At 66.1% G+C, this 20,073-nt stretch carries 14 protein-coding genes; 6 read left to right on the top strand and 8 right to left on the bottom strand.

Annotated elements, in window-relative coordinates:
* The first annotated feature begins 263 nt into the window (after positions 1 to 263).
* The 6 genes from FEK34_RS26590 (at position 264) to FEK34_RS26565 (ending at position 8,340) form a co-directional block, all read left to right on the top strand.
* Entirely contained in the window at positions 264 to 1,352 is a 1,089-nt protein-coding gene (locus FEK34_RS26590; RefSeq protein WP_138452182.1) for an IS630 family transposase, read from the top strand.
* A 388-nt stretch (positions 1,353 to 1,740) separates the two neighbouring features.
* Positions 1,741 to 3,219 (top strand): MBL fold metallo-hydrolase, encoded by a 1,479-nt coding sequence (locus tag FEK34_RS26585; RefSeq protein WP_138452180.1) that lies wholly within the window; start codon positions 1,741 to 1,743, stop codon positions 3,217 to 3,219.
* A 2-nt stretch (positions 3,220 to 3,221) separates the two neighbouring features.
* Positions 3,222 to 4,643: an MBL fold metallo-hydrolase gene (locus FEK34_RS26580; protein ID WP_171048414.1), complete on the top strand. Its 1,422-nt coding sequence runs from the start codon at positions 3,222 to 3,224 to the stop codon at positions 4,641 to 4,643.
* On the top strand, positions 4,640 to 5,266 hold the full coding sequence (locus tag FEK34_RS26575) for a shikimate kinase (protein ID WP_138452176.1): 627 nt from the start codon (positions 4,640 to 4,642) through the stop codon (positions 5,264 to 5,266). The genes FEK34_RS26580 and FEK34_RS26575 overlap by 4 nt, the downstream gene beginning before the upstream one ends.
* Positions 5,263 to 6,540, top strand: coding sequence for an MFS transporter (locus FEK34_RS26570; protein ID WP_138452174.1), 1,278 nt, complete (start codon positions 5,263 to 5,265; stop codon positions 6,538 to 6,540). The genes FEK34_RS26575 and FEK34_RS26570 overlap by 4 nt, the downstream gene beginning before the upstream one ends.
* A 378-nt stretch (positions 6,541 to 6,918) precedes the next feature.
* Entirely contained in the window at positions 6,919 to 8,340 is a 1,422-nt protein-coding gene (locus FEK34_RS26565; protein ID WP_138452172.1) for a cutinase family protein, read from the top strand.
* Positions 8,341 to 8,978: 638 nt separating this feature from the next.
* Here the strand turns inward: FEK34_RS26565 and FEK34_RS26560 are convergent.
* From FEK34_RS26560 to FEK34_RS26525, 8 genes are all read right to left on the bottom strand, one after another.
* Positions 8,979 to 9,437 (bottom strand): DUF4314 domain-containing protein, encoded by a 459-nt coding sequence (locus FEK34_RS26560; protein WP_138452170.1) that lies wholly within the window; start codon positions 9,435 to 9,437, stop codon positions 8,979 to 8,981.
* Positions 9,438 to 9,967: 530 nt separating this feature from the next.
* Entirely contained in the window at positions 9,968 to 11,722 is a 1,755-nt protein-coding gene (locus FEK34_RS26555; RefSeq protein WP_138452168.1) for a vWA domain-containing protein, read from the bottom strand.
* Positions 11,723 to 11,752: 30 nt separating this feature from the next.
* Positions 11,753 to 12,913 carry an AAA family ATPase gene (locus tag FEK34_RS31215; RefSeq protein ID WP_138452166.1) on the bottom strand — a complete coding sequence of 387 codons (1,161 nt, stop codon included), beginning with the start codon at positions 12,911 to 12,913 and terminating at the stop codon, positions 11,753 to 11,755.
* Between the two features lie 827 nt (positions 12,914 to 13,740).
* The gene (locus FEK34_RS26545) at positions 13,741 to 15,519 is read right to left on the bottom strand and encodes an AfsR/SARP family transcriptional regulator (protein WP_171048413.1); all 1,779 of its coding nucleotides are present in this window, start codon (positions 15,517 to 15,519) and stop codon (positions 13,741 to 13,743) included.
* 148 nt (positions 15,520 to 15,667) lie between these two features.
* Positions 15,668 to 16,465: a hypothetical protein gene (locus tag FEK34_RS26540; RefSeq protein WP_138452163.1), complete on the bottom strand. Its 798-nt coding sequence runs from the start codon at positions 16,463 to 16,465 to the stop codon at positions 15,668 to 15,670.
* 111 nt (positions 16,466 to 16,576) lie between these two features.
* A complete protein-coding gene (locus tag FEK34_RS26535; RefSeq protein ID WP_138452161.1) occupies positions 16,577 to 17,758 on the bottom strand; it encodes an acyl-CoA dehydrogenase family protein in 1,182 nt (393 codons plus the stop codon).
* Between the two features lie 80 nt (positions 17,759 to 17,838).
* The gene (locus tag FEK34_RS26530) at positions 17,839 to 18,693 is read right to left on the bottom strand and encodes an MBL fold metallo-hydrolase (RefSeq protein ID WP_138452159.1); all 855 of its coding nucleotides are present in this window, start codon (positions 18,691 to 18,693) and stop codon (positions 17,839 to 17,841) included.
* On the bottom strand, positions 18,690 to 19,799 hold the full coding sequence (locus FEK34_RS26525) for a hypothetical protein (RefSeq protein WP_138452157.1): 1,110 nt from the start codon (positions 19,797 to 19,799) through the stop codon (positions 18,690 to 18,692). The genes FEK34_RS26530 and FEK34_RS26525 overlap by 4 nt, the downstream gene beginning before the upstream one ends.
* Positions 19,800 to 20,073 lie beyond the last annotated feature (274 nt).

The following is a 20,073-nucleotide window of genomic DNA, read 5'->3' as shown; positions in this document are numbered from 1 at the left end:
CGTTGCGCCGGATTGCCAGGATTGGGGCGACCCCCGATCCATGTATTCGCATGTCCAATATGACAGTCCGGTCCACGACGAACACCAGTCGGAGGTTCGCAGTATCACCTATGGGAACATCCGATCCCACAGAACCGTCAGGAGCTGTAAATCATTGCAAGGCTTGACATTATGACGTGATGCGGTAGCGTGCTCCATCACAGTGGGGGTGCATCCATCTAGTGTCCTGAGTCGAAAGTTTATTCGCAGTCTAGACTTTGGGTGTGCCGTCGCCGAAGGTTGAGCCCGTGGTGTTGTCCGATGCCGAGCGTGAGGTGCTGCAGGGGTGGGTACGGCGCCGAAAAATGGCTCAAGCGTTGGTGATTCGCGCTCAGATCGTGCTGGCCTGCGCCGAGGGTGGGTCCAACAGCGCGGTAGCCGGCAGGGTGGGGGTTTCTCGAGAAACGGTGCGTAAGTGGAGAACTCGATTCCTCGCCGACCGGGTCGAGGGTCTGTCGGATCGTCCGCGGGCCGGCGCGCCGCGCCGGATCAGCGATGATCAGGTGAAGGAGGTGATCGCCAAGACGCTGAAGTCTCCACCAGCAAACAAGGATTCGCACTGGTCGACGCGGTCGATGGCCACCGAGGTGGGTTTGTCGCAGTCCTCGATCTCGCGGATCTGGCGGGCGTTCGGGCTCAAACCGCATGTCGTGCAGACCTGGAAGCTGTCGACCGATCCACTGTTCGTGGACAAGGTCCGCGACGTGGTCGGGTTGTATATGAACCCGCCCGAGAACGCGCTCGTGTTGTGTGTCGATGAGAAATCCCAGGTCCAAGCCCTGGACCGGACCGCGCCGACGCTACCGATCATGCCGACGACCCCCGCGCGGATGACCCACGACTACGTGCGCCACGGCACCACCAACCTCTTCGCCGCGCTCGATCTCGCCTCCGGGTCGGTGATCGCCGAAATGTATCCGCGCCACCGCCACCAGGAGTTCCTGCGTTTCCTCAAAGCCGTGGACACCGCGGTACCGGCCGAGTTCGACCTGCACCTGGTCCTGGACAACTACGCCACCCACAAGACCCCCGAAGTGCAGAAATGGCTGCTGCGCCACCCGCGATTCCACCTGCACTTCACCCCCACCTCGGCGTCCTGGCTCAACCTCGTCGAACGCTGGTTCGCCGAACTGACCAGCCGCAAACTCCGCCGCTCAGCCCACCGATCGGTCCTCGAACTCAAAGCCGACATCCAAGCCTGGATCACCACCTGGAACGCCGACCCGAAACCACTCGTCTGGACCAAAACCGCCGACGAGATCCTCGAAACCCTCGCCGCATACTGCCAACGAATTACCGACTCAGGACACTAGACCGCACGGCGTAGCAGCCGATCGTCTCGGGATGCCAGAAATTTCGGGGAGGGGACTCGCATTACAACTTTTCGCTGGCAGCACAGCAGACCTGCGATATCTGCATCAGGCCCATCGCGTCAATGATCTTCGAGCCGGGTTGGCTCGATGATGGGGGCCGAAGCGCGGCCTCTATTCAAGGGAAGAAAGGGAATATCAGCATGTCGAAGTTCACCGCGTCGGACATTGCCAAACTGAAGAAGGGGCTGGCTTCTGTGAAGACATCGGCGTCCAGCAACTCGCCGATCAAGCGTGGGGTTACTCCTTCGTACTACGTCCGATGATCGTCCGCAGTCGCCGGGGCTTGCAGCCCCGGCGGCTGCTGGCCTTATGACACTGGAGGTCAACAATGCTGATGGGCTTTCTCGGCCATAACGGATTCGCCTGCGGGACGCAGGAGCACCCAGTTCTACTCGACCCCATCCTGCTGCCCCGCTATGGCGAGGAATACACATCGAGTCCGGTGGAGATTTATCCGCCACGAAAGATCCGTATAGATGGGCTACCGGACCCGGCGGCTGTAGTTATCAGCCACGAACATTCCGACCATTTCCATCTCCCATCATTGAACAAGCTGAGCCGGGCAACACCAGTGATTGTTGGACCCCTGATGATCGACTCGGTGACCGAACACATCGAAGAGCTGGGTTTCACTGTCCAGCGCGCACAATTCGGCGAGGATATCGAGGTCGGGTCGACCGTCATTACGCTGTACCCCCCGCATCCGGAAACCGTGCTCTGGGAGAGCAGGGTCAGCCAAGTGTATGTGCGCGACGCCGCCGACCCTGACGTAGCGGGAATCTATCTCAGCATCGATGCATTGGTATCCGAGGAATTCCTGGCAGATATCGACAACGGGAGGGTTCCGCCTCCTGCCGTCCTGGCGCTCAGCAATAATGCCCAAATCACCCCGCCTGGCGTTTTCGGCTCGCTGGACAATCTGAAGTCCAGCGAGCTGTCCGAGGGCTCCGGTCAGCTCACGGCTTTCGCTGGACTTGATATCGGACATCAGCTTCTCGTGCAATACGCGGACGCTCCCCAGCTGCGAGATTGCCATTTCCTCGTGTGCGGTGGCGGATTCCTCAAAGACTATGAGGAAATGGGCCCATTCCCCTTCTCCGAGCAGCGAGAACTTGCCGAGTGCTTGTCGCTGCTCGTGCGGAACGTGGACGTCTATGGTCCCGAGCCCGGCGAACTGATCGAATGTGGACCGGATGGGATCCGAAACGTCGGCGAGCTTGGCTGGCTGCGCGTGGACGCTTCGCGGTTCGCCGAGCTGAAAGAACGTCGCGCGCAGTTTCTTCGCGAGAACGGGCGCATCAGCCTCAGGCCCATCCGCATACCGCTCGACACCGATAACGAGAATACGGATATCAATGCCGTCGAAGCTGGTCTCGACTATCTGAGCCGGGGAATACTGGTCTCCGACCTGGGCCGTCGGCTCGTGGGGGCCGGTCGGGAACAGACCAACCTCGGTACCCACCGGCTGATCATCAAGCTACTAACCCATCATGCACCGGCCCGATCGTACGCGTGGAACGTCCGCACCGGGATCTTCGATCAAATCCCTGATGTGCCACTGGAGGATGCCCTCACGGAGTTTCCATTCGGCTTGGTAACCCATGCCTCGGACCTGGCAGCTGTCTTCACCGGCGAGTTGCAGATTTGGGACGTCGTTGGTATCGCGATGCGGTCGTGGTACACCGGAAACTCGACTGACTCCCTAGTGGCGCTGATGTTCAACCTGTACGGGGAGCAAATCCGCCCCGATATCTCGTGCCGCGTCTACACCAAGCAGTTGCAGATCATCAGTGAAGGGGTCGAGTGATCATGGAACTCACCACGACATACATCGGTCAGCAGTCCTGGATGCTCACTGTCGGGACGGTTCGGGTGCTCGTCGATCCCGTCCTCACGGCATCGTTCGGCAACAGCGACGAGCTGCGCTTCGAGATTTGGCCGCCACGCCGCGTCGAGATCGATGACCTGCCCGCGGTCGACGCGGTTGTGGTAACCAACGAGCACCTCGATCACTTCCATGTACCGTCGCTGCGAATGTTGCCGCCAGAGACCACCGTTCTTGTGCCGTCAGTCCTTCCTCAGGTGTGCATCGACGCCATCGAGATGATTGGCCTGCGGCCCGTTCTGCTGGCACATGGCGAGCCATACGCCATCGCGGACACGGTCGTTCAGCTGTTCCAAGGCAGCCCGGACGCGCCGTCGTGGGAGAGCCGTGTAACCAGCCTCTATTTCGGACCTGCTGATTCGGGCCGCGGGATCTTCGTACAATCTGACACCGAGATCGAGATGGATCATTCGCTCCAGCAGTGCGATCCGGCGGTCTACATCTCGACCCACAACGCGCAGATCTGCCCACCAGGGCAACTGGGCGCGTTCGACAATATGCTGCCTGTCGAGTCGGAAACGGGGCGGAACACCGTCGGTGTCGACATCCTGCAGTCGGTACTCAACCAGCCACTGACGTTGTTCCCGCAGGTTCAGTACATCCTGCTGAGCGGAACTGGATACCTGCAAAGCCCGCGCAAGCACGGCAAGTTCCTGTGGTCCGACCTCGGCCAACTCGAAGCGGTCGCGAACCGGCTGTCGATCGACACTCGAATGGTCGGCCTGACACCAGGTCAGACTGCCAGCTTCATTGCCGGCACATCGACCACCAGCCGCGCTCGTTGGGTTACACCATTACCCGACACAGAACCAGACCCCGATCTGCACGGAGCCGGCGAGATCGATCTCAACATCGAACCGGCTCCGATTTTCGCTGAGCCGGTGGACTCCTCTGACCGTGAACTGATCATGCGCGAGCTCAGTCTCATGGCGCCGTTGTTGATGTTGTCACCTCTTGGCAAGGCGCTGATCAATACCAACAGTTACCTCGGCGAACAGGTCGGCAGCGTCCGCTTCGCGGTCTGTCTGCGGGGCTTCGACGACAACGACTGCCAGATACTTGGGCTCGACTTCAACCGCGCACAGTTCGTCCCCGTCGATGGAGACGTTCGCTCTGCCTTGATGGCGATCCCCGCTGGAATCGACTGCCATGCGTCAGACCTGGTGGCAGTCCTCCGTGGTCGAATTCATGTGTGGGAGCTGGCTACGAGCCGCCTGCGACAGTGGTATCTGACGTCAAGGTTGGAAAGCCCCGTCGCCTTCCTGTATTCGCTCTATAGCGAACAGGTCCGACCCGACCTTGCCGAGCAAATGTACCGGAAGGCGCTCGCTGCGCCGGTGTCATGACTGTCGTCGCGATTCTGGGTGCGCCAGGCTCCGGCAAGAGCACTCTCGCCTGGAGCCTGGCACGCCACCTCTCGATGCGCCTCGTCTGCCTCGACGAGATCCGTCAGGATCGCGGCCGAAGGTGGGGCTACTCAACGGCGCGAGCAGATCGGATCTTCGACGAATCCGGAGCTGAAGCACTACATCGCTATGACAGCAAGTTCGAGCTGTTCGTGCTCGAGGAAGTCCTCGAACACCTGTCCCAAGGTGTCATCGACTGCAGTGGTGGGCTCGCCCTCCAGCACACCGACGAGTATCGGACGCGACTGAACCAGGCGCTCGCAAGGATCGATTCTGTCGTGATCGCCACGGCAGCGAACGACAAGCGGGACGCGGTCGTGGACGCGCTAGTGCGGCGGCTGCGGAATCGGACTGACGATCCGCATGTGGAAGAGTGGACCAATCGCGGCGGCCGGAATCTGTTGTCGCGATTGGAGGACGCGGGGGCCTTGATCACGCACGGCGACACACACAGGGTCGTCATGGCCGATGGTGCTGACACCGATTCGCTTGCCGGATCGCTGGGTGAGCGAATCCTCCGCCGACATGCGAGCTGTTCAACAAAGGGTGGTGAGAGCGCGTGAGCGTCCTGGAGGTTCTGCGGTTCCCCGTTTTCCGGCGCGTGTGGGCAGGCCAACTGGTCAACATGGTCGGCGACGCAATGTTCGCCGTGGTCATTACGCTGTTCCTGGCCCGGCGCGAGGACGGGGTACAGGCGATTGGCATCGTACTTGCGTGCGTCGCGACTGGCGGTGTGGTCTCGCTGCTGATCGGCAGTGGCCTGATCGACAAATTCCGACGCACCCGGGTGATCATCGTCTCCGACCTCATCCGGGCAATCGCGGTCATCTCGATTCTGACGTTGGGAGTCGACGCGCCGCTGGTGGTACTGGCCGCTCTGTCTCTGTGCATGGGTATCGGCGGCGGCATCTACCGGCCCGCGTACGGAGCCCTCATCCCCTCCCTGGTGCCCGCAGATCAAGTGCGTCCGGCGAACGCCCTGCGGTCGATGTCGAACCGGCTCGCGGCAATCGTCGGCGCCGCGGTCGGCGGCATCGCGGTCGCCTCGGCCGGCGCCGAACTCGCCCTCGTCGCGAACGTCGCCGCCTTCACCGTCAGCGTCCTCACACTGCTCGGTGTCGCTGATTCCGCCCCCGCACGGACCGACGACGAATCGTCGTTCCTCGACGAGGCTATCGGCGGAGCACGGTATGTGCTGACGCAGCGCTGGCAGCTCGCCATCCTGCTGCAAGGCGCTGTGCAGATCGCATTAGTTATGGGTCCGCTCTCGGTGCTCATACCCATGCTCTACGCCGAGGAATGGGACGGCCGGCTGGTCGGCATGATCGTTGCCGCCGAAGCATTGGGCGCTTTCGTAGGTTCAGCGTGGGGCGGCGCGGTCCAGACCACACGACCCGGCCTGTGGGGAATGCTCGCGCTGTCTGCCCAACTTCCCCAGGTCGCCGCGGTCGCGATGGTCGCCCCCGCCTGGGCGATCATTCCAGCCAGTGCGGTCGCGGGAATCGGGCTGTCCCTGTTTGGCGTGCTGTGGATTTCCGCGCTGCAGACGGGCACACCCCCCGATCTGCTGGGCCGTGTGCTGTCCATCGACGCGTTGGCGAATTCTGCACTCAGCCCGGTCGGCTTGCTCTTGGCCGCAGCCACAATTCCATTGATGGGGCCCGAACCTGTGGCTTGGGTCGCGGCGGTGATCTTGGTGGTCTCGATTGCGGCAGTGCTTCCGGTACGCGGTGTCGCGAGACTGGCCGACCCACGGCACACACCGGCGATCAACGACTCGACAAGCCCGGAGTCAGATGACGAATCTCGCGAGGCATTCCGCGACAAAGACCGATAGCACCAAGGATCGCGGCGTCAAGGAGTTGACAGTGCCGCCGCGCATTACCTGGCGAGGGCCCGACACCCACAACTCTTCCCCAGCGGATGTCAACGATGCGTGCGGACTCTTTTGCACCGCGGGTGATCGTCGTCGGCCGACTCAGCCATAGCCGGCGGACAGCGGTGTAGATCCGACCAAGCGATCGGCGGGCCGACGCTGCACTTCGCCCAGGCATGCAGCAAGGTCGGCACCGTCTTGGTGGTATCGATGTCGCGATCAGGAATCCGTATTCGTGTGTCCAACACGTCCAATCGTTGAAAAGCGCGCCGTTATCTGGAGTCCCCTTTGTGCAGGTGCAACCTCGCACCTGGGACTCGATCTGCGACAGGAGCGCCAATGCTCAATGGATCCCGCGCCCGAACATGGGTGAGTCACCACGCGCTGCTCGCGCGATTGATGGCGGGGACGCTGACCGTTGCCACCGCCGTCACCGCGGCGACGATCGCCACCAGCGGGACCGCCGCCGCCGCACCTACCGCGCCGTGCCCGCCGTTCACCGCCGTGCTGGCACCCGGCACCGGCGAGACCAACCCCCTCGCCGACCCCGCCCGGTCCGCCGGGCTGCTGAGTCCCATCGGCGAGGGATTGCGCGCCCGCTACGGCGCTGACATCGACATCCGCTACCTGCCCTATCCCGCGCTCGCGGTGCCCTACCCGGTCTCCGCGGCCGGCGGTGCGACCGCCCTGACCCAGGCACTCACCGACCTGTGCGACAGCACCCAGGTCGTCATGGCCGGATACTCCCAAGGCGCCGACATCGTCGGCACCGTCACCGCCTCCATCGGCCAGGGCCGGGGCCCGCTACCCGCATCCCGAGTCCTCGCCGTCGGACTGATCGCCGACCCCCGCCGCGACCCCGACACCCCGCAACTAGGAGACCCGGTCACCGGGCAAGGCGTCGCAGGCCCCCGCGAGGACTTCGGCGCCCTCGCCGACCGGGTCCGCACCGTGTGCGCGACCGGCGACCTGTACTGCGCGACCTCGCCCACCGACACGCCGACCTTTGCCGCCCTCGGTCGCGCTTTCACCGGAAACCCTGCCCTGCGAGGCATCATCGACACCTTCGCGACCGAAACCCGCGGTGGCCTCGATCCGGCCTCGGTGACCCGGCAGGTGTTCATCGTCCTCAGTGGCCTCGCCGAATTCGCCGCGAACATACCCGCCATCGTCGACGGCCTCATCCAGTTGCCGCAGCGACTCGTCGCCGGCGATATCCCCGGCGCCCACCGCATCAGCGGCGAGCTGAACAACGCCTTCCACCCGCTGATCCGCATGGCCGACCAGGTCGACCTGCACCTGGCGGCTCGCGCCCTGTCCATGGCCGCGCCGATCGACCCCAGCGGCTGGACCAGCATCGCCGCCCAGATCGTGGACGTCCTCGCCCGCCTCGACATCACACGACTCGCACGCGCGGTCGGCGCCGCCCAGGACATCGCCTGGCGCGCCGCCCAGAAACTCGCCACCGGCGACCCGATCAACGCCGGTATCGAACTCACCGGGCTCGCACCCGTCGCCGCCGACCTCGCTACGGCCGCGGCCTCGGCACTCACTGGCACCGGTGCCAACCGCATCAGCGATCTGGCAACCCAAATCACCCCCGCTCCAGGCCCCACGACCGGTAAGGATCTCGCCGGCCGGGCCCATGAGTCGACCGCTGCCGCCGAGTTCTACTCCTCCGGCGTCCACCAGCTCGGCTACGACAACGCTGTCAGCCGCGTCCTCGACTGGATCACGACCCGCATCGACTCCGTCCGATGAGCGTCCGAAGTCAGCCGCCGCGCCGGCCTTCCTATCGGTTTCGTCAAGTCGCAGCAGGCTTTTCGGAGGGCAGTACGATGCGACCCATGGCACGCTGGGTGCGGTGGCAGCCGCAGAATCTGTATCTTCCATGCAAGGTTTGTCCGCCCAACGAGCGAGAATCGCTGTTCTGGCCGTCTAGGCTCGCGACTCGGACCGACTTAGAAGACGAGTACGGGCGGCTGTTGGACGCCCGACGGAACGACGAGTGCCCACACCAGCTGCATCACCCGTCGTACTTCGCGAAGACGAGCGAGGACGACCCGCGAGCTGAGTGGCTCGACATCGACTGGGAACCGCCAGCGTCTGCGTGATAGTCGCCGTGCGCTCGACGTGATGGCGGCAAGATCGAACGAGCTCTGTGCCGCGCGGACCCGCCAGCAGGCTCTCGAATGGCCGAATAGGCAGTCCAGGGTGTAGCCGACTCATTGGTGCCCGCGTGTGCGGGGACGTTGAGATCGGGCCGGTCGAGGTCACGCGGACACGCGGTAACACTTTGCGAACTGAACCCGTTGCCCCGACGCGAATTCACGCCCGGGGCAACCAGGTAGCGCTGGCTACCGCATGCAGCGGCAACGCTGGGGCAGCTCGTTCGTGGTCTAATGCTGCTGCTTGGGGCAGTGGCGCAGGTGTTCGTCGGCGGGCAGGGCGGCGAACGGGTAGGCCCGTCTGCTGGGCCCTCCGTGCCACAGGGTGATCGGGTGGTCCTCAGGGACCGAGCACCATGCGGTGCCGTCGCTGAAGGTGATGTCCACGAGGCCGCCGACGCTGGCCGATACCGTGTGGACGTATTTGCCGGTGTCGAGGCGTTGGCCACCGCGTAACGCGTGCGCGGGCACAGTGGCGCGGTGGGCGTTGTCGTCCGCCTGCGTCGTCGGGATGATCCGGTAGGGGTCGGTGTTGAGCAGGATCAGGCTCCGGCCGTTGTCCCAGTCGACGTAGATTTGGCCAGGGCCGGTGCCGGTAACGGTGCCGGTGGCACCGATCGGCAGGGGGGCGGGGTCGTCGGCCATGATGCCGGTGATGAGGATGCGGTCACCAGGGCGGGGCGTGCGCATTGTGTTCTCCTTCGGGTTTGCTGTCGTCCCCGGTGGTGGGCCGGTACAGCCCGCCACCGGGGCTGGTCGTTATGCGGTGCGGGCGGTGGTAGTGGCGCAGCCGCTGGCGCGCAGGCTGTCGAGGCGTTGTTGAGAGTTGCGGCGGGGCGGGGCGAAATCAGCCGTTCGGTTGGTGCGCTATGGGCATTCGAGGGCATCAGTTGCGACACGCTTGGATTGGCCGAACACGTCGGTTCGCATGATCTCGGCGGTGCCGTCGCGGCGGAATCGGACAATGCGGACCAAGGTTCCGGTCGGTAGCTGTATGCCGTGGAACCAGATCGGCCGGGTGGTCGAGCCGATCAAGGTCTCGCTGTCGGATTCGGTGGGTGGCTGCGGACCGGGCGTAACCGCTGCTGTGGGGGTGGTGCGGATGCGGTCACGTGAGCCGGGCGTGCGCAATGTGGGTCTCCTTCGTCGCGGGTTCGATTGCGGGCGGGTTGCTTCCGCCCGGAGGCGGGCCGGGTGCGGCCCGCCCCGGGGCTGGTCGGTTATGCCGTGCGCACGGCAGTGGTGACGGCGCGCGCGATGGCGCGGACGGTGGCGGCGGGGTCGGCGATTTCCTGGACGGTGGCACCGGTCAGCGGTTCGCTGTAGCGGAGGTTGGGGGCCAGCCACAGCACGGCGCAGCCGCTGGCGCGCAGGCGGTCGAGGCGTTTTTGGGCGATGCGGCGGGGGTCGGTGCGGAATTGGCCGTCGGAGATGATGACGAGAAGGCGCGTGGTTTCCGGGCGGGACAGGCCGAGCGCGCCGTCGAGGGCGTCGATGGCCTGGTCGATGGCCTCCCACATGTCATTGGAGGAGAATTCGGTCACCTGGGTGGGCGCGGTGCCGGGGTAGGTGACGGGGGCAACTTTGTGGCCGAAGGTGACGGTGGCGGTGTCGGCGGGCATGGTGGCCAGGGCGGCGGCCTGGGCGATGATCCACGCGGCCGACGCGACGGGTTCGGCGTAGTCGGTCATCGATCCCGAGATGTCGCAAGCGATCCCGACCCGCAGCGGCGGGGTCGGGACCGTTTTGCGTTCCGTGCGGGTGAACATCTCAGCGGTCGGGATGGCACCAGCGGCACGTTGGGCCTGGCGGGTGAGCGCGCCCCGCATCCGCACCCGCCCGGGCGGCAGCACCGACCCGGTTTTGACGACTGCGCGTTCGCGCTGGCTGGCCGCCGACAACGCCCGGGCCAGCACCCGCGCGGCGGCCCGCTCCCCGTCGTGCGGGGCGCGGGTGCGGCGGGTGGTGGCCGTGGCGGTGCGGTCGCCGGAGGGGTCGCCGAACACTTTGCGGGCGGTGCGTTCAGCGATCGCGGCGCGGCGGCGTTCGGTGGCGGCGGCAGTAGCGGCGGCCTCGGCCGGGTCGACCGGGACCGGGGCAGCGGCAACGGCTTTGGCGACGTTGCCGATGGTCTTCCCGATCGCGGCCGACAGCGGCGAGGCGGGGTCGGGGTCGGCGTGTGGGTCGGGGCCGATGATGTCGAGCCAGCGCTGCCCGAGTTCGAGCATGGTCGCGCCGTCGTCGTCGGCGACGGTGTGCGCGTGCTGCCAGATCGCGCGCAGTGCGGCGAGTTTGTCGGTGCCGAGGATGGTTTCGATCGCGGCGGCGGCGGGCGCGCATTCGGCGGGTTCGAGGATCCCGCCATCGACCCGGCCCAGGATGAGTGCGGCGGATTGGGCGGCGGCGTAGCCGGTGGCCGGGAGCGCGGCGATGGCATCCGCGCCGCCGTTGTCGCCGATCACGATCTCGGTCGCGCTGGCGCGCAGCCAGTGCCGGTCGTCGGGGCGGCGGCGGATGTGGGCGGCCTCGATCCGTGATTCTTCCAACAGCATGGCGGCCTCCACCACGCCCGGGTGCGCCAGTGCCGGTGGTTCCCAGCGGGAGTGCTGGGCGTGGGCGCATTCGTGGGTGAACGCGCCCCAGGTGGCCGCGTAGCGGGCGCGGTCGCTGTGACGGTCCGGGCGCGCGGTGGCGGGGTCGATACCGAGGCGGGTGCCGTCGATTTCGATGGCGGCGCTGTGCGGCATGAACACGGCGGGGTGGCCGTGGGCCGCGCCGGGGGCGATGGTGACGACCAGGTCGTCACGGTCGGCGATCGGCGGGGCCTCCTCGGTGAGGGCGGCCGACAGCGTTTCCCAGGCCGTCGTAGCGGGCGGTGCGGCCGGTGTGGCGGCGGGGTCGGCGATCACGTGGCTGGTCGTAGTGGGCGGCGCGGCCGGGACGGTAGCGGGGTCGGCGATCACGGGGCTGGTCATGGCGGGTGGTCCTTTCGGGTGTGCGGGGGGTTAGCGGCGGGTGCCGAGGGCGAGAGGCTCGAGAGTGGTGCCGAACACGGTTTTGACGACGTCGGCGACGATGGCGCGGTCGTCCTCGGGGGCGGTGCCGATGAGGTTGGCGGCGGCGGTGTGCGGGTCGGTGGCGTCGGCGATTTTCTGGAACGCCAACAACTCCCGCAGTTGGGGTGCCCACCCGATCTCGCCCCGGGTTTGGCGGGTGGCCAGATTCCGCGCCACGCGAACCGCTTTCGGGTTCACCCCCAGCGACGTTGCCAGGTCGTAGTCGCTGCCGACGCGCACCTGGAACGCGAACCGCGACGCGAGCGCATCGGACAGGATCGCCCCGTGCACGCCGGGGTTGTGTCCGGCGACGACGAAAAACCCTGGCGCGGCTTTCACGACCTCGCCGCCGTTGGCTTTGATGACGATCTCGCGGCGGCCGTCCATCGCGGGGTAGACGCACGAGAGCACGGTCGGCGGGATCAGGGTGGCGTCATCGACGAACAGCACCCGGCCCTCGCGCATCGCGCGGACCAGTGGCCCGTGCACGAAAACGAAAGTGCCGTCCGGGGCTTGGGTGTATTCGCCCACGAAATCGGCGACCGTGGTGTCGCCGTCGCCCTGCACGGTCAGCAGGTCACCGAACGCGCCCTCGATCAGCGAGGTCTTTCCGGTGCCGGGCGGCCCGTACAGGAGCACGGGGACCTCGTTGTCGCGCATGGTGCGCAACACGTCCACATCGGCGCGGCCCGCCAGCGTGCGCGGATGGTAGAGCTGCCCGTTCGGGCGCGTCACCGGCCCGGTGGCGGCCGGGGTGGGCGCGCTGGCGGGTCGGGGTGGGGTCGGGGCGGCGGGCCGCTTGCGGGGGCTGCTGGCGGGCCGCGCGGGGGCCGGGGTGGGTGTGGGTGCTCCGGCAGCTGCGGTGGGGGCGGTGGCGGTGGCGCGGTAGCGGCGCGGTTTGTCGTTGGTGCGTTCGGCGTGTCCGGCGGTGGTCAACGCTTCCAGGGCGTTGCCGACCGCGCCGGATGAACGGCCCAGCAAGTGGGCGATTTCGCGCGGTCCGTATTCGGTTGCGGGATTGTCGGCGAGCACCTGGGCGACCATGCGGCGCAATTCGCCATTGCGCAGCCGGGTGGTGGTGGCGGGGGTCGGGGCGGCGGGGGTGGTCATGTTGTTTCGTCTCCTCATACTGGCGATTGATTCGATTTCGGGACACCACCGACGGCGCATCGTCGCACACGGGTCGCCGGTCGCCCTAATCGAATTCGGATTCGTTGATTTCCCCGGGAATACGTCGACGCTATCTCGACTCGCCACACGTCTCAACCGAATTCAGCCATGAATTCCGGCGAATTTCCGCAGGTCAGGGTGTACTCGCGCAAGCAACGGGACGAGGCAAGAATAAACCGGGAGCCGGCGCTGCATTCGATCAGCAATTGCATGAGGACGGAATTGAATAGCAATGAAGCTGGGCAAGACGATGGCCGCAGGGGTGACCGGTTGAGGTATCAGCGGGGTCAGCGACGCCTGCCGAGTGGCGGCGGTGTCGGGGCCGCGCCACCCCCGCCGACCATGTGTTTCTTTGTCCCCGTACGGGGAGCCTGGGAGACGGTTACGCCAGAAAATGGCCCGTGAACTGGGCTTATCGTCGACACACGTGGGGCGTCTTAATGGCTCCACCGACCACGCCACCGAAGACCCCACCGAACGCCCCACCGAAGAGTCACCGTCCACCAACCCGATCGAGAGTCAGCATTCGGGGACCGATTAGATAAATCGCAAGAGATCGGATCCCGCGAATCGCCACCACATTTCAGAGATTTGAATGGCGGCAAATTCGACACTGTGAAAGACAGCGAAATTATCAATTTCGAAGCGCAACGCCGTGTGCCACTATAGCGGAATCACCGCAACATATCCACGGCGACGGAATTACTCGGCCTACTTACGCGGAGTGCGGTCGTCGCCTTCTATTTCGAGGCGGAGCACGAGGGTGTTCAGATTTCACTTCCACCTCCGGGATCGGGCTGGGCACCGCTTTCCTTCTCCTCTGCGATCGTCTTTTCTATCTCGGGGCGGTGCTTGAGTCGGTGTGCGAGTTCGCGGGTCTCGCGGCTGGGGTGTTCTCCGATTTCGGCGAGGCGCCGTGTCAGGAGTTCCACTGTCGCGTCGATGGCGCTGGTTTCACCCATTCGCGCATGGAGCCGCAGAATGTCTTGGTAGATCTGTTCGTTGTAGGGATCGGCCTCGATCGCCTTTTCGAGCAGGTCGAGCGTTTCGCGGGGATGATGGTCGACGAGCGTGCCCGCCAGCGAGCCCAGGGCGATCGCGGCATCGCGGCGCACGGCCTCGCGCAGCGGCAAGACCCACTCGCCGGCCACGTCCGCGGCGAGGAGGCCGCGCCAGGTGAGGTCGAGCACCCGGCGCGCGGCGGCCGCACGATCGGAGTCCGAGTCGCTGACGCGGCGGCGACGCACGGCATCGGTGAATTCCCAGTAGTCGACGCTGACTCGCGCGGGGTCAAGCCGGTAGCGCAGAGCATCCTCAGCGAGGATGTCCCCGACGCGGCCTCCGGTGGCCGCGGTGATCGTCTCGCGCAGGCGATGCAGCGACATGCTGAGCGCATTGGCGGGGCGACGGGGACTGCGGTCGTGCCACAGCGCGGCGATCAGTTCGTCGCGACTCATGCCGTCGGGATGGGTGGCAAGCAGCGCCAGCACTTCCCGGCTCCGCGGCTGCAGCGAGGCGGTGATGTCCCCAGCCGGTTTTGGCGAGCCGATTCCTGGGCCCCAGCGTACGCGCAGCGGCCCGAACAGCTCGATCGCCACTAACGGCTCATGCATGGCGGATTCCCGCGCGACCGCCGGCGATGCCGGAGCGGCCTCATCGCCGGGATGATCAGCAACCGGCTGGGCGACAGCGTGTTCCGCGTCGATGGCGGCACTGACCGCAGTGCTCGCATCCGTGATCGAATTACGCATGAAAGCACGCGTCGGACCAGATGTGCGATCAGGTATAGGCCTGTCGCGTGGCCCAGCAGGCGCCGCCGGCACTGCGTATGGCGGCTCGTGCACCCCGTAGACCGTCGGGGCGTCGTGGCGGTGCCGCAGTACGGCAAGGAGCGATCGTCGCCCGCGTTGCCAGCCTTCGCCGCGGACCGGCCTATGTGATCGGCGGTGCAGGTATTCGCGTACGGCCGTTGCGACAGGGCGCGCGGCGATGATCAGCCGAACGGCTTCGGTGCCGGGAGTTTCCAGCAGCGCGATTGCGGCATGGTCGTCGCGCGGGAGCATCCCGAGTACCGGCACACCGGCCACGGACTGGAGCCGCCGACGGCTGGCACCGATCAGCACCACACCGGCGAGGTTCGAACACCGCCGGCGGATCTCGCGTACAGCCCGAACGTCCTCGTCGCCGCACGGGTGACCCAGCACCAGCACAGTCGCGTCGGCGCCGGTCATGATCGGACCTGCCACCGAATTCGCCTCGGCCCGACCACAGTTGGCGAGGAACACCGCCTGGCTAGTGTCTTCTCGCAGACGGTCACGCAGCGCAGGCGACAACTGCGGAACCCGCGCTGTCAGCGCAGCCTGCGCGTCGATGGCATCATGGGGCGCCGCCAACACCACCACGCCCGCCGGAATCGTCTGGAGGTGCTCACTCAGGCCCGCCGGCACGCCGTTCCGGGCGACCTCCTCGCTCAGGCTGCCCAGGCCACGCCGGTCGTCGCCACCGAGCCCGGCGAGTCGGCCTCCAGCCGGATCGGCCTCGATCACCACTACATCCTCGTCTCGCAGCCACGCCGCCGCCAACGCGACAGTCGTAGTCGTCACACCGACGCCCCGCCCAACACCCACGACCGCTACCAACATCACAACCACACGCGATTGGCGGTTGAATCCATTGGGCGGAAGGGTATTTCCCTCATCGACGTGGCCCGTCGCGGTCGATGATCGCGGTGATCAACACTTGGCCTTCGGTCGCGGTCGTGGCGATCCGCTGCCGCCGCACGAGCGTGGGCTGATTGGGGCGGTACTCGACCAGCTCGAGGTGATGCCAACCCGGCGAAACCGCTTCGATCCACGCGCAATAGGCCGTTCCAGGCGGCACGGAATCGATCTGCGCCTGAAGCAAAGCCGCGTCTGCCACCATCGCCTCCGGCGCCACCATTCGCTGGGCCAGGACGCCGCTGCGGGCGTGATAGTACGCCGCCACGAACGCCGCGATCGCTCGCTCCCCCGACCGGATCCGTCCACGTTCGTCGAGCGCAGCAACTGCGGATACCGTCTCTTCGCCGCAGATTGCCGCTGTGCCGGTCACCAGCACCGCCCCACCACCCACAGCAGGCTCCCTGTCTCCGCCCGGCGGAGCGATCGATACCGGCTGCGTCCGATCCGCGAACCCGACACGATCCTCCCCGCCAAGCCGAATCGCCCCGACGAAGGTCGCGATGAAGACGACCAACACGACCACCGCTGTCAACGCACCGCGAAGCGCGTCATCACGAACCGGAATCTCATGCCCGTCCACCGATTCGTGATCGGAGGCCGTGCCATGAGAGGTCGCGGACGCCGCGACCAACCACTCCGCGAATGTGACGGTGCCACTACCCGATTCATTGCCCGCACCATGCCAGTCGCTTCTAGGTGGCGCTTCCTCGTCTAGCCCGGTCATCGTCACCACCCCAGGGCCAAATCCCCAGGCAGCCAGCACCGCGTCCACGCGACCTGCCGCATCGCCACGGCGGTTCCCTGCTCGGCAGTTGACGCGTTCAGTGCGACCGCCTCCAACTTCACCGGCGGCGCCACTGCAGCTAGCTCGGCCACGACCGGGTTAGTAGATGGGGTAGGTGGGTTCAAGTCCGGCCTGGACGCGGCCATACTGCTCGGCGGCGCTGTCGTGACTAAGGAAGCCATGAACCGAGAGGGCTTGCATGTCCCGTAACAGGATGGTGAGGGGGTTGTGTTCGTTGTGGGCGGTGGCGCCGGCGGCGGTGTCGATGATGTCGCAGGCTTGTCGGCAGAGGCGGACCGCTCGGGCGGCGTCGAAACGGGCGCGCACTCGTTCGGCGATTGTCCAAGGCTCGCCGGTGGCGGTGTGGTGGTCGACGGTGCGGGCGAGACGTGTGCCGAAGTGGTCGGCGGTGTCGATCAAAGCTTGGATTTCGGCGATCTGGAACGGAGTGATGGGCGCCTGGGCCTGTATCTGATGCGGAGAGTAGGAGATCCCCCGGTGGTGGATGCGGTTGCTGAAGTAGTGGTAGGCGGCGGTGGCGATGCCGATGGCGGGGCCGGCCGAGAGCGCGCAGATGATCGGGACGAGGGGTTGACCGTAGTACGGGTCATCATTGGTGCGGGTGTCGCGGCTGGTGGCGTCGAGGACGTTCTGGAAGCCGATCGCGTGGCGGTCGGGGACGAAGGCGTTTTCGAGGCGTAGTGGATGGGATCCGGTGCCGACGAGGCCGGTCATGTCCCAGGGTCCGGCGATGTCGAACGCGCTGCGGGGCACCAGCAGTGCCAGGGGCTGGTCGTCGTGGTCGGAGTGGGCGGGCACGACAACCCAGCCGGAGTGGTGTTGTCCGGAGCAGAACGGCCAGGCGCCGCTGACGGTGTAGCCGCCAGGGACTTTGGTGGCGGTGCCGGTGACGGAGAAGACCCCGGCGGCGAGTGTGTTGTCGCTGTCGAGGAATTCGTCGAACACGTCGGGGCCGAATAGCCTGATCATGTGGGGTGTGGCGGTCCAGATCGCGGTGATCCAGGCGGTGGAGCCGTCGTAACGGGCCAGAGCGGTGAGTACCTGGTGTTGTTCGAGCATGCTCAGGTGCGCTCCACCGCCTGCGCGCGGCCAGCTCATTCGGGTCAGCCCGTTGGATTCGAGGGCCTCGACGACGGTGTCGGTGGCGCGGCGCAGCCGCAGCGCTTCCGGCTGGGAACTAGTGATCAGCTCACCGATTCTCTCGACTCGGTCGATCAGGTCGGTGCCGGCGGATGCGTGGAGGCTGGTGATGAGGGTCATGGGTGTTTCCTGACTTCGTAGATCGATGGAGAGTTGTGTGGTTGATGGATGACGGGCTTTGGACCTTGTGGTGGGGCTGTTCACGTGGTGGGTTGCCAGGTTCGGGTGCCGTCGGTTGCGGTGGTGACGCGTCCGAATTGGGCGTCGGCGAAGTGCATTCCGAAGCCTTCGGTGATGGGGGTGGTGAGGTCGTCGACGAGGGCGTGGGCGGTGGTGCGCGCGGTGGTGGGGTCGTCGTCGATGGCGGCGGTGAGGTCGGGGTGGCGGATCTGGATCGGGGATTGCAGGGCGTCGCCGAAGCACACGAGCCGCCTCGTGTCGGTGGTGAGGGTGTAGGCGAGGTGGCCGAAGCTGTGCCCAGGTGTCGCGGTGGCGTGAACGCCCGGCAAGACGGCGGTCCCGGGTTCGATCGTGCGGACACGTCCGCTGAAGGCGGCGAGCGTGTCGGGGGCGACGCCGTCGGTGGCCGCTTCGTCGCGGTGCTTCCATTCGGTGTCGCCGATCAGGATGGGTGTGTCGGCGAACGGTGTGGATGGGTGCCAGAGCCAGCCTATGTGGTCCAGGTGGAGGTGAGTCAGGGCGATGGCGTCGATATCGGCAGGTGTCTTGCCTGCTTGGGTGAGGCTGTGCAGGAGCTGGCCGCCGCGCATCAACCCGAACGGTGGTGTCGGGGTTGCCATCGGGCCGAATCCGGCGTCGATAAGTACGCACCGGTTGCCGTGTTCGATCAGCAGAGCGCCGATGCTCGCGACGAGCCAGCCGTCGCCGTTGACGAGATGGGCGTGCTCGGACCATGTTTCGTCGGTGGAGGCGGGATACCACGTGCGGGGATCAAGGTAGGCGGCACCGTCGGGGAGCGAGGTGAGCCGATAGTCACCGATCTGACGGTGGTGCAGGGCGGCGGGACGGATGTAATGATCCAGAGAGAGCGTCATGATCGAGCGGCCTCCACATCGACTCGATGCTCATCTCGGCCGCCGAGGACCGGGAAGCGATCATCCGTCCAGTCGTCGGCGCGTGTGAAGGCAGGGCCGCTGCACGCACCCTCGTCTCCTGCCGCGTTCGTGTGATGCGGGGTTTCGAGGTGAGCCGGGGTGATCTCGTCGAGGCCGCCGTCGGAATCTCGTCCGGAATCAGGGCGTTTCGGAGGCACTGGCGGATGCCAGTACTGGCCACCACTGCCGGCCCGGTACGTGGCCTCGATATCGGCGACGGGAACTCCGGCCGTCGCAGCGGCACGGCGAGCGTCGCGAATTGCGCACAGCAGCGACTCCAAGCGCGCGACGAGGGTGTCGACCTCCTCGAGTGGACCGTCCCACTCCCCCGCCAGGCGCGTGTGTTCGGCGGTCAGGTTTTGCAGCGTGATCAGCGCATTGGTTCGGCGGGATTCGGCGTCGCCGGTGGCAGTCGTCGGTGTGGGGTGCAGCGGTGGCGGAAGCAGGTAGGTGTGGTCGTCGGCGCCGGTATCGCGATCGCCGCACAGTTCTTCGATGGCGAGGAGGCGATCGGTTTCGGCGATCACCGCGGCGACCTCGTCCAAGCCGACAGGCTCGGCTGCATGGCCACCGAGGGCTCGGTCCAGCAAGCTGCCGCCGCAATTGCTGGGCTTGGCTGCGGGTTGTGTCGGGGTCCAGCGGGCGCTGTCTTGGTTCGAGCCGGCGATTGTGGTGGTGAGGTGACCGGTGAGTTCGGCGGCCTGGTTGAGGGTCTGCCACGTCCGGTCCTCGATCGGGATGTCTCCGGCGTTGTGGGCCTGGGATAGTCGCCGGAAGGCTCTCGCTGTAGTTTCCGGTCGGGCATTCCATACTGCGACGGCGGATTCGAGCTCGTGCCACAAGGCGCGGGCGTCGGGGTCGGGGCCGTTGGTCCAGCGGTCGGCCAATTTGGCGGCCTGGGCTAAGAGTGTGCGGGCTTGTGCGGGGGTGTCCGCGTGTGGCGCGATAGTGCGCAGGTTGTGGAACCGGGTGAAGTCGCGGCGGAGCGCGGCGTCGGTCGTGGCGAGCTCGGCCGTGGAAACTGTCGTTGTTGTGGTGGTGGACATTGTCGCCTCCGGTATATGAAGGGCGTTCGCCGCGACGGTGAAACTCGGTGCGGCACTGGAATGTCCCCGGCGATTAGGGTTCGGCGGGCGTGGCCAGTACCCGTGACCAGCACGCCGACATGGGCGGAGTGTGAAGCGCTCAGGGTGAATCGTGATACCTATGCCGTTGCCACAGTGGGCGAAAGAAGCGAGGCGGGTGGGAACGTGGTGTGAGGTCGGTGCCTACGGCGGGCACCATCGTCGTTGTTCGATCGTCCGGGTCGGGCGGTTGTTG

Source organism: Nocardia cyriacigeorgica, from assembly GCF_005863245.1.
Lineage (GTDB): Bacteria > Actinomycetota > Actinomycetes > Mycobacteriales > Mycobacteriaceae > Nocardia > Nocardia cyriacigeorgica_C.
Note: the sequence above shows the minus strand (reverse complement) of the source record. Positions and strands in the feature narration are given on the sequence as shown.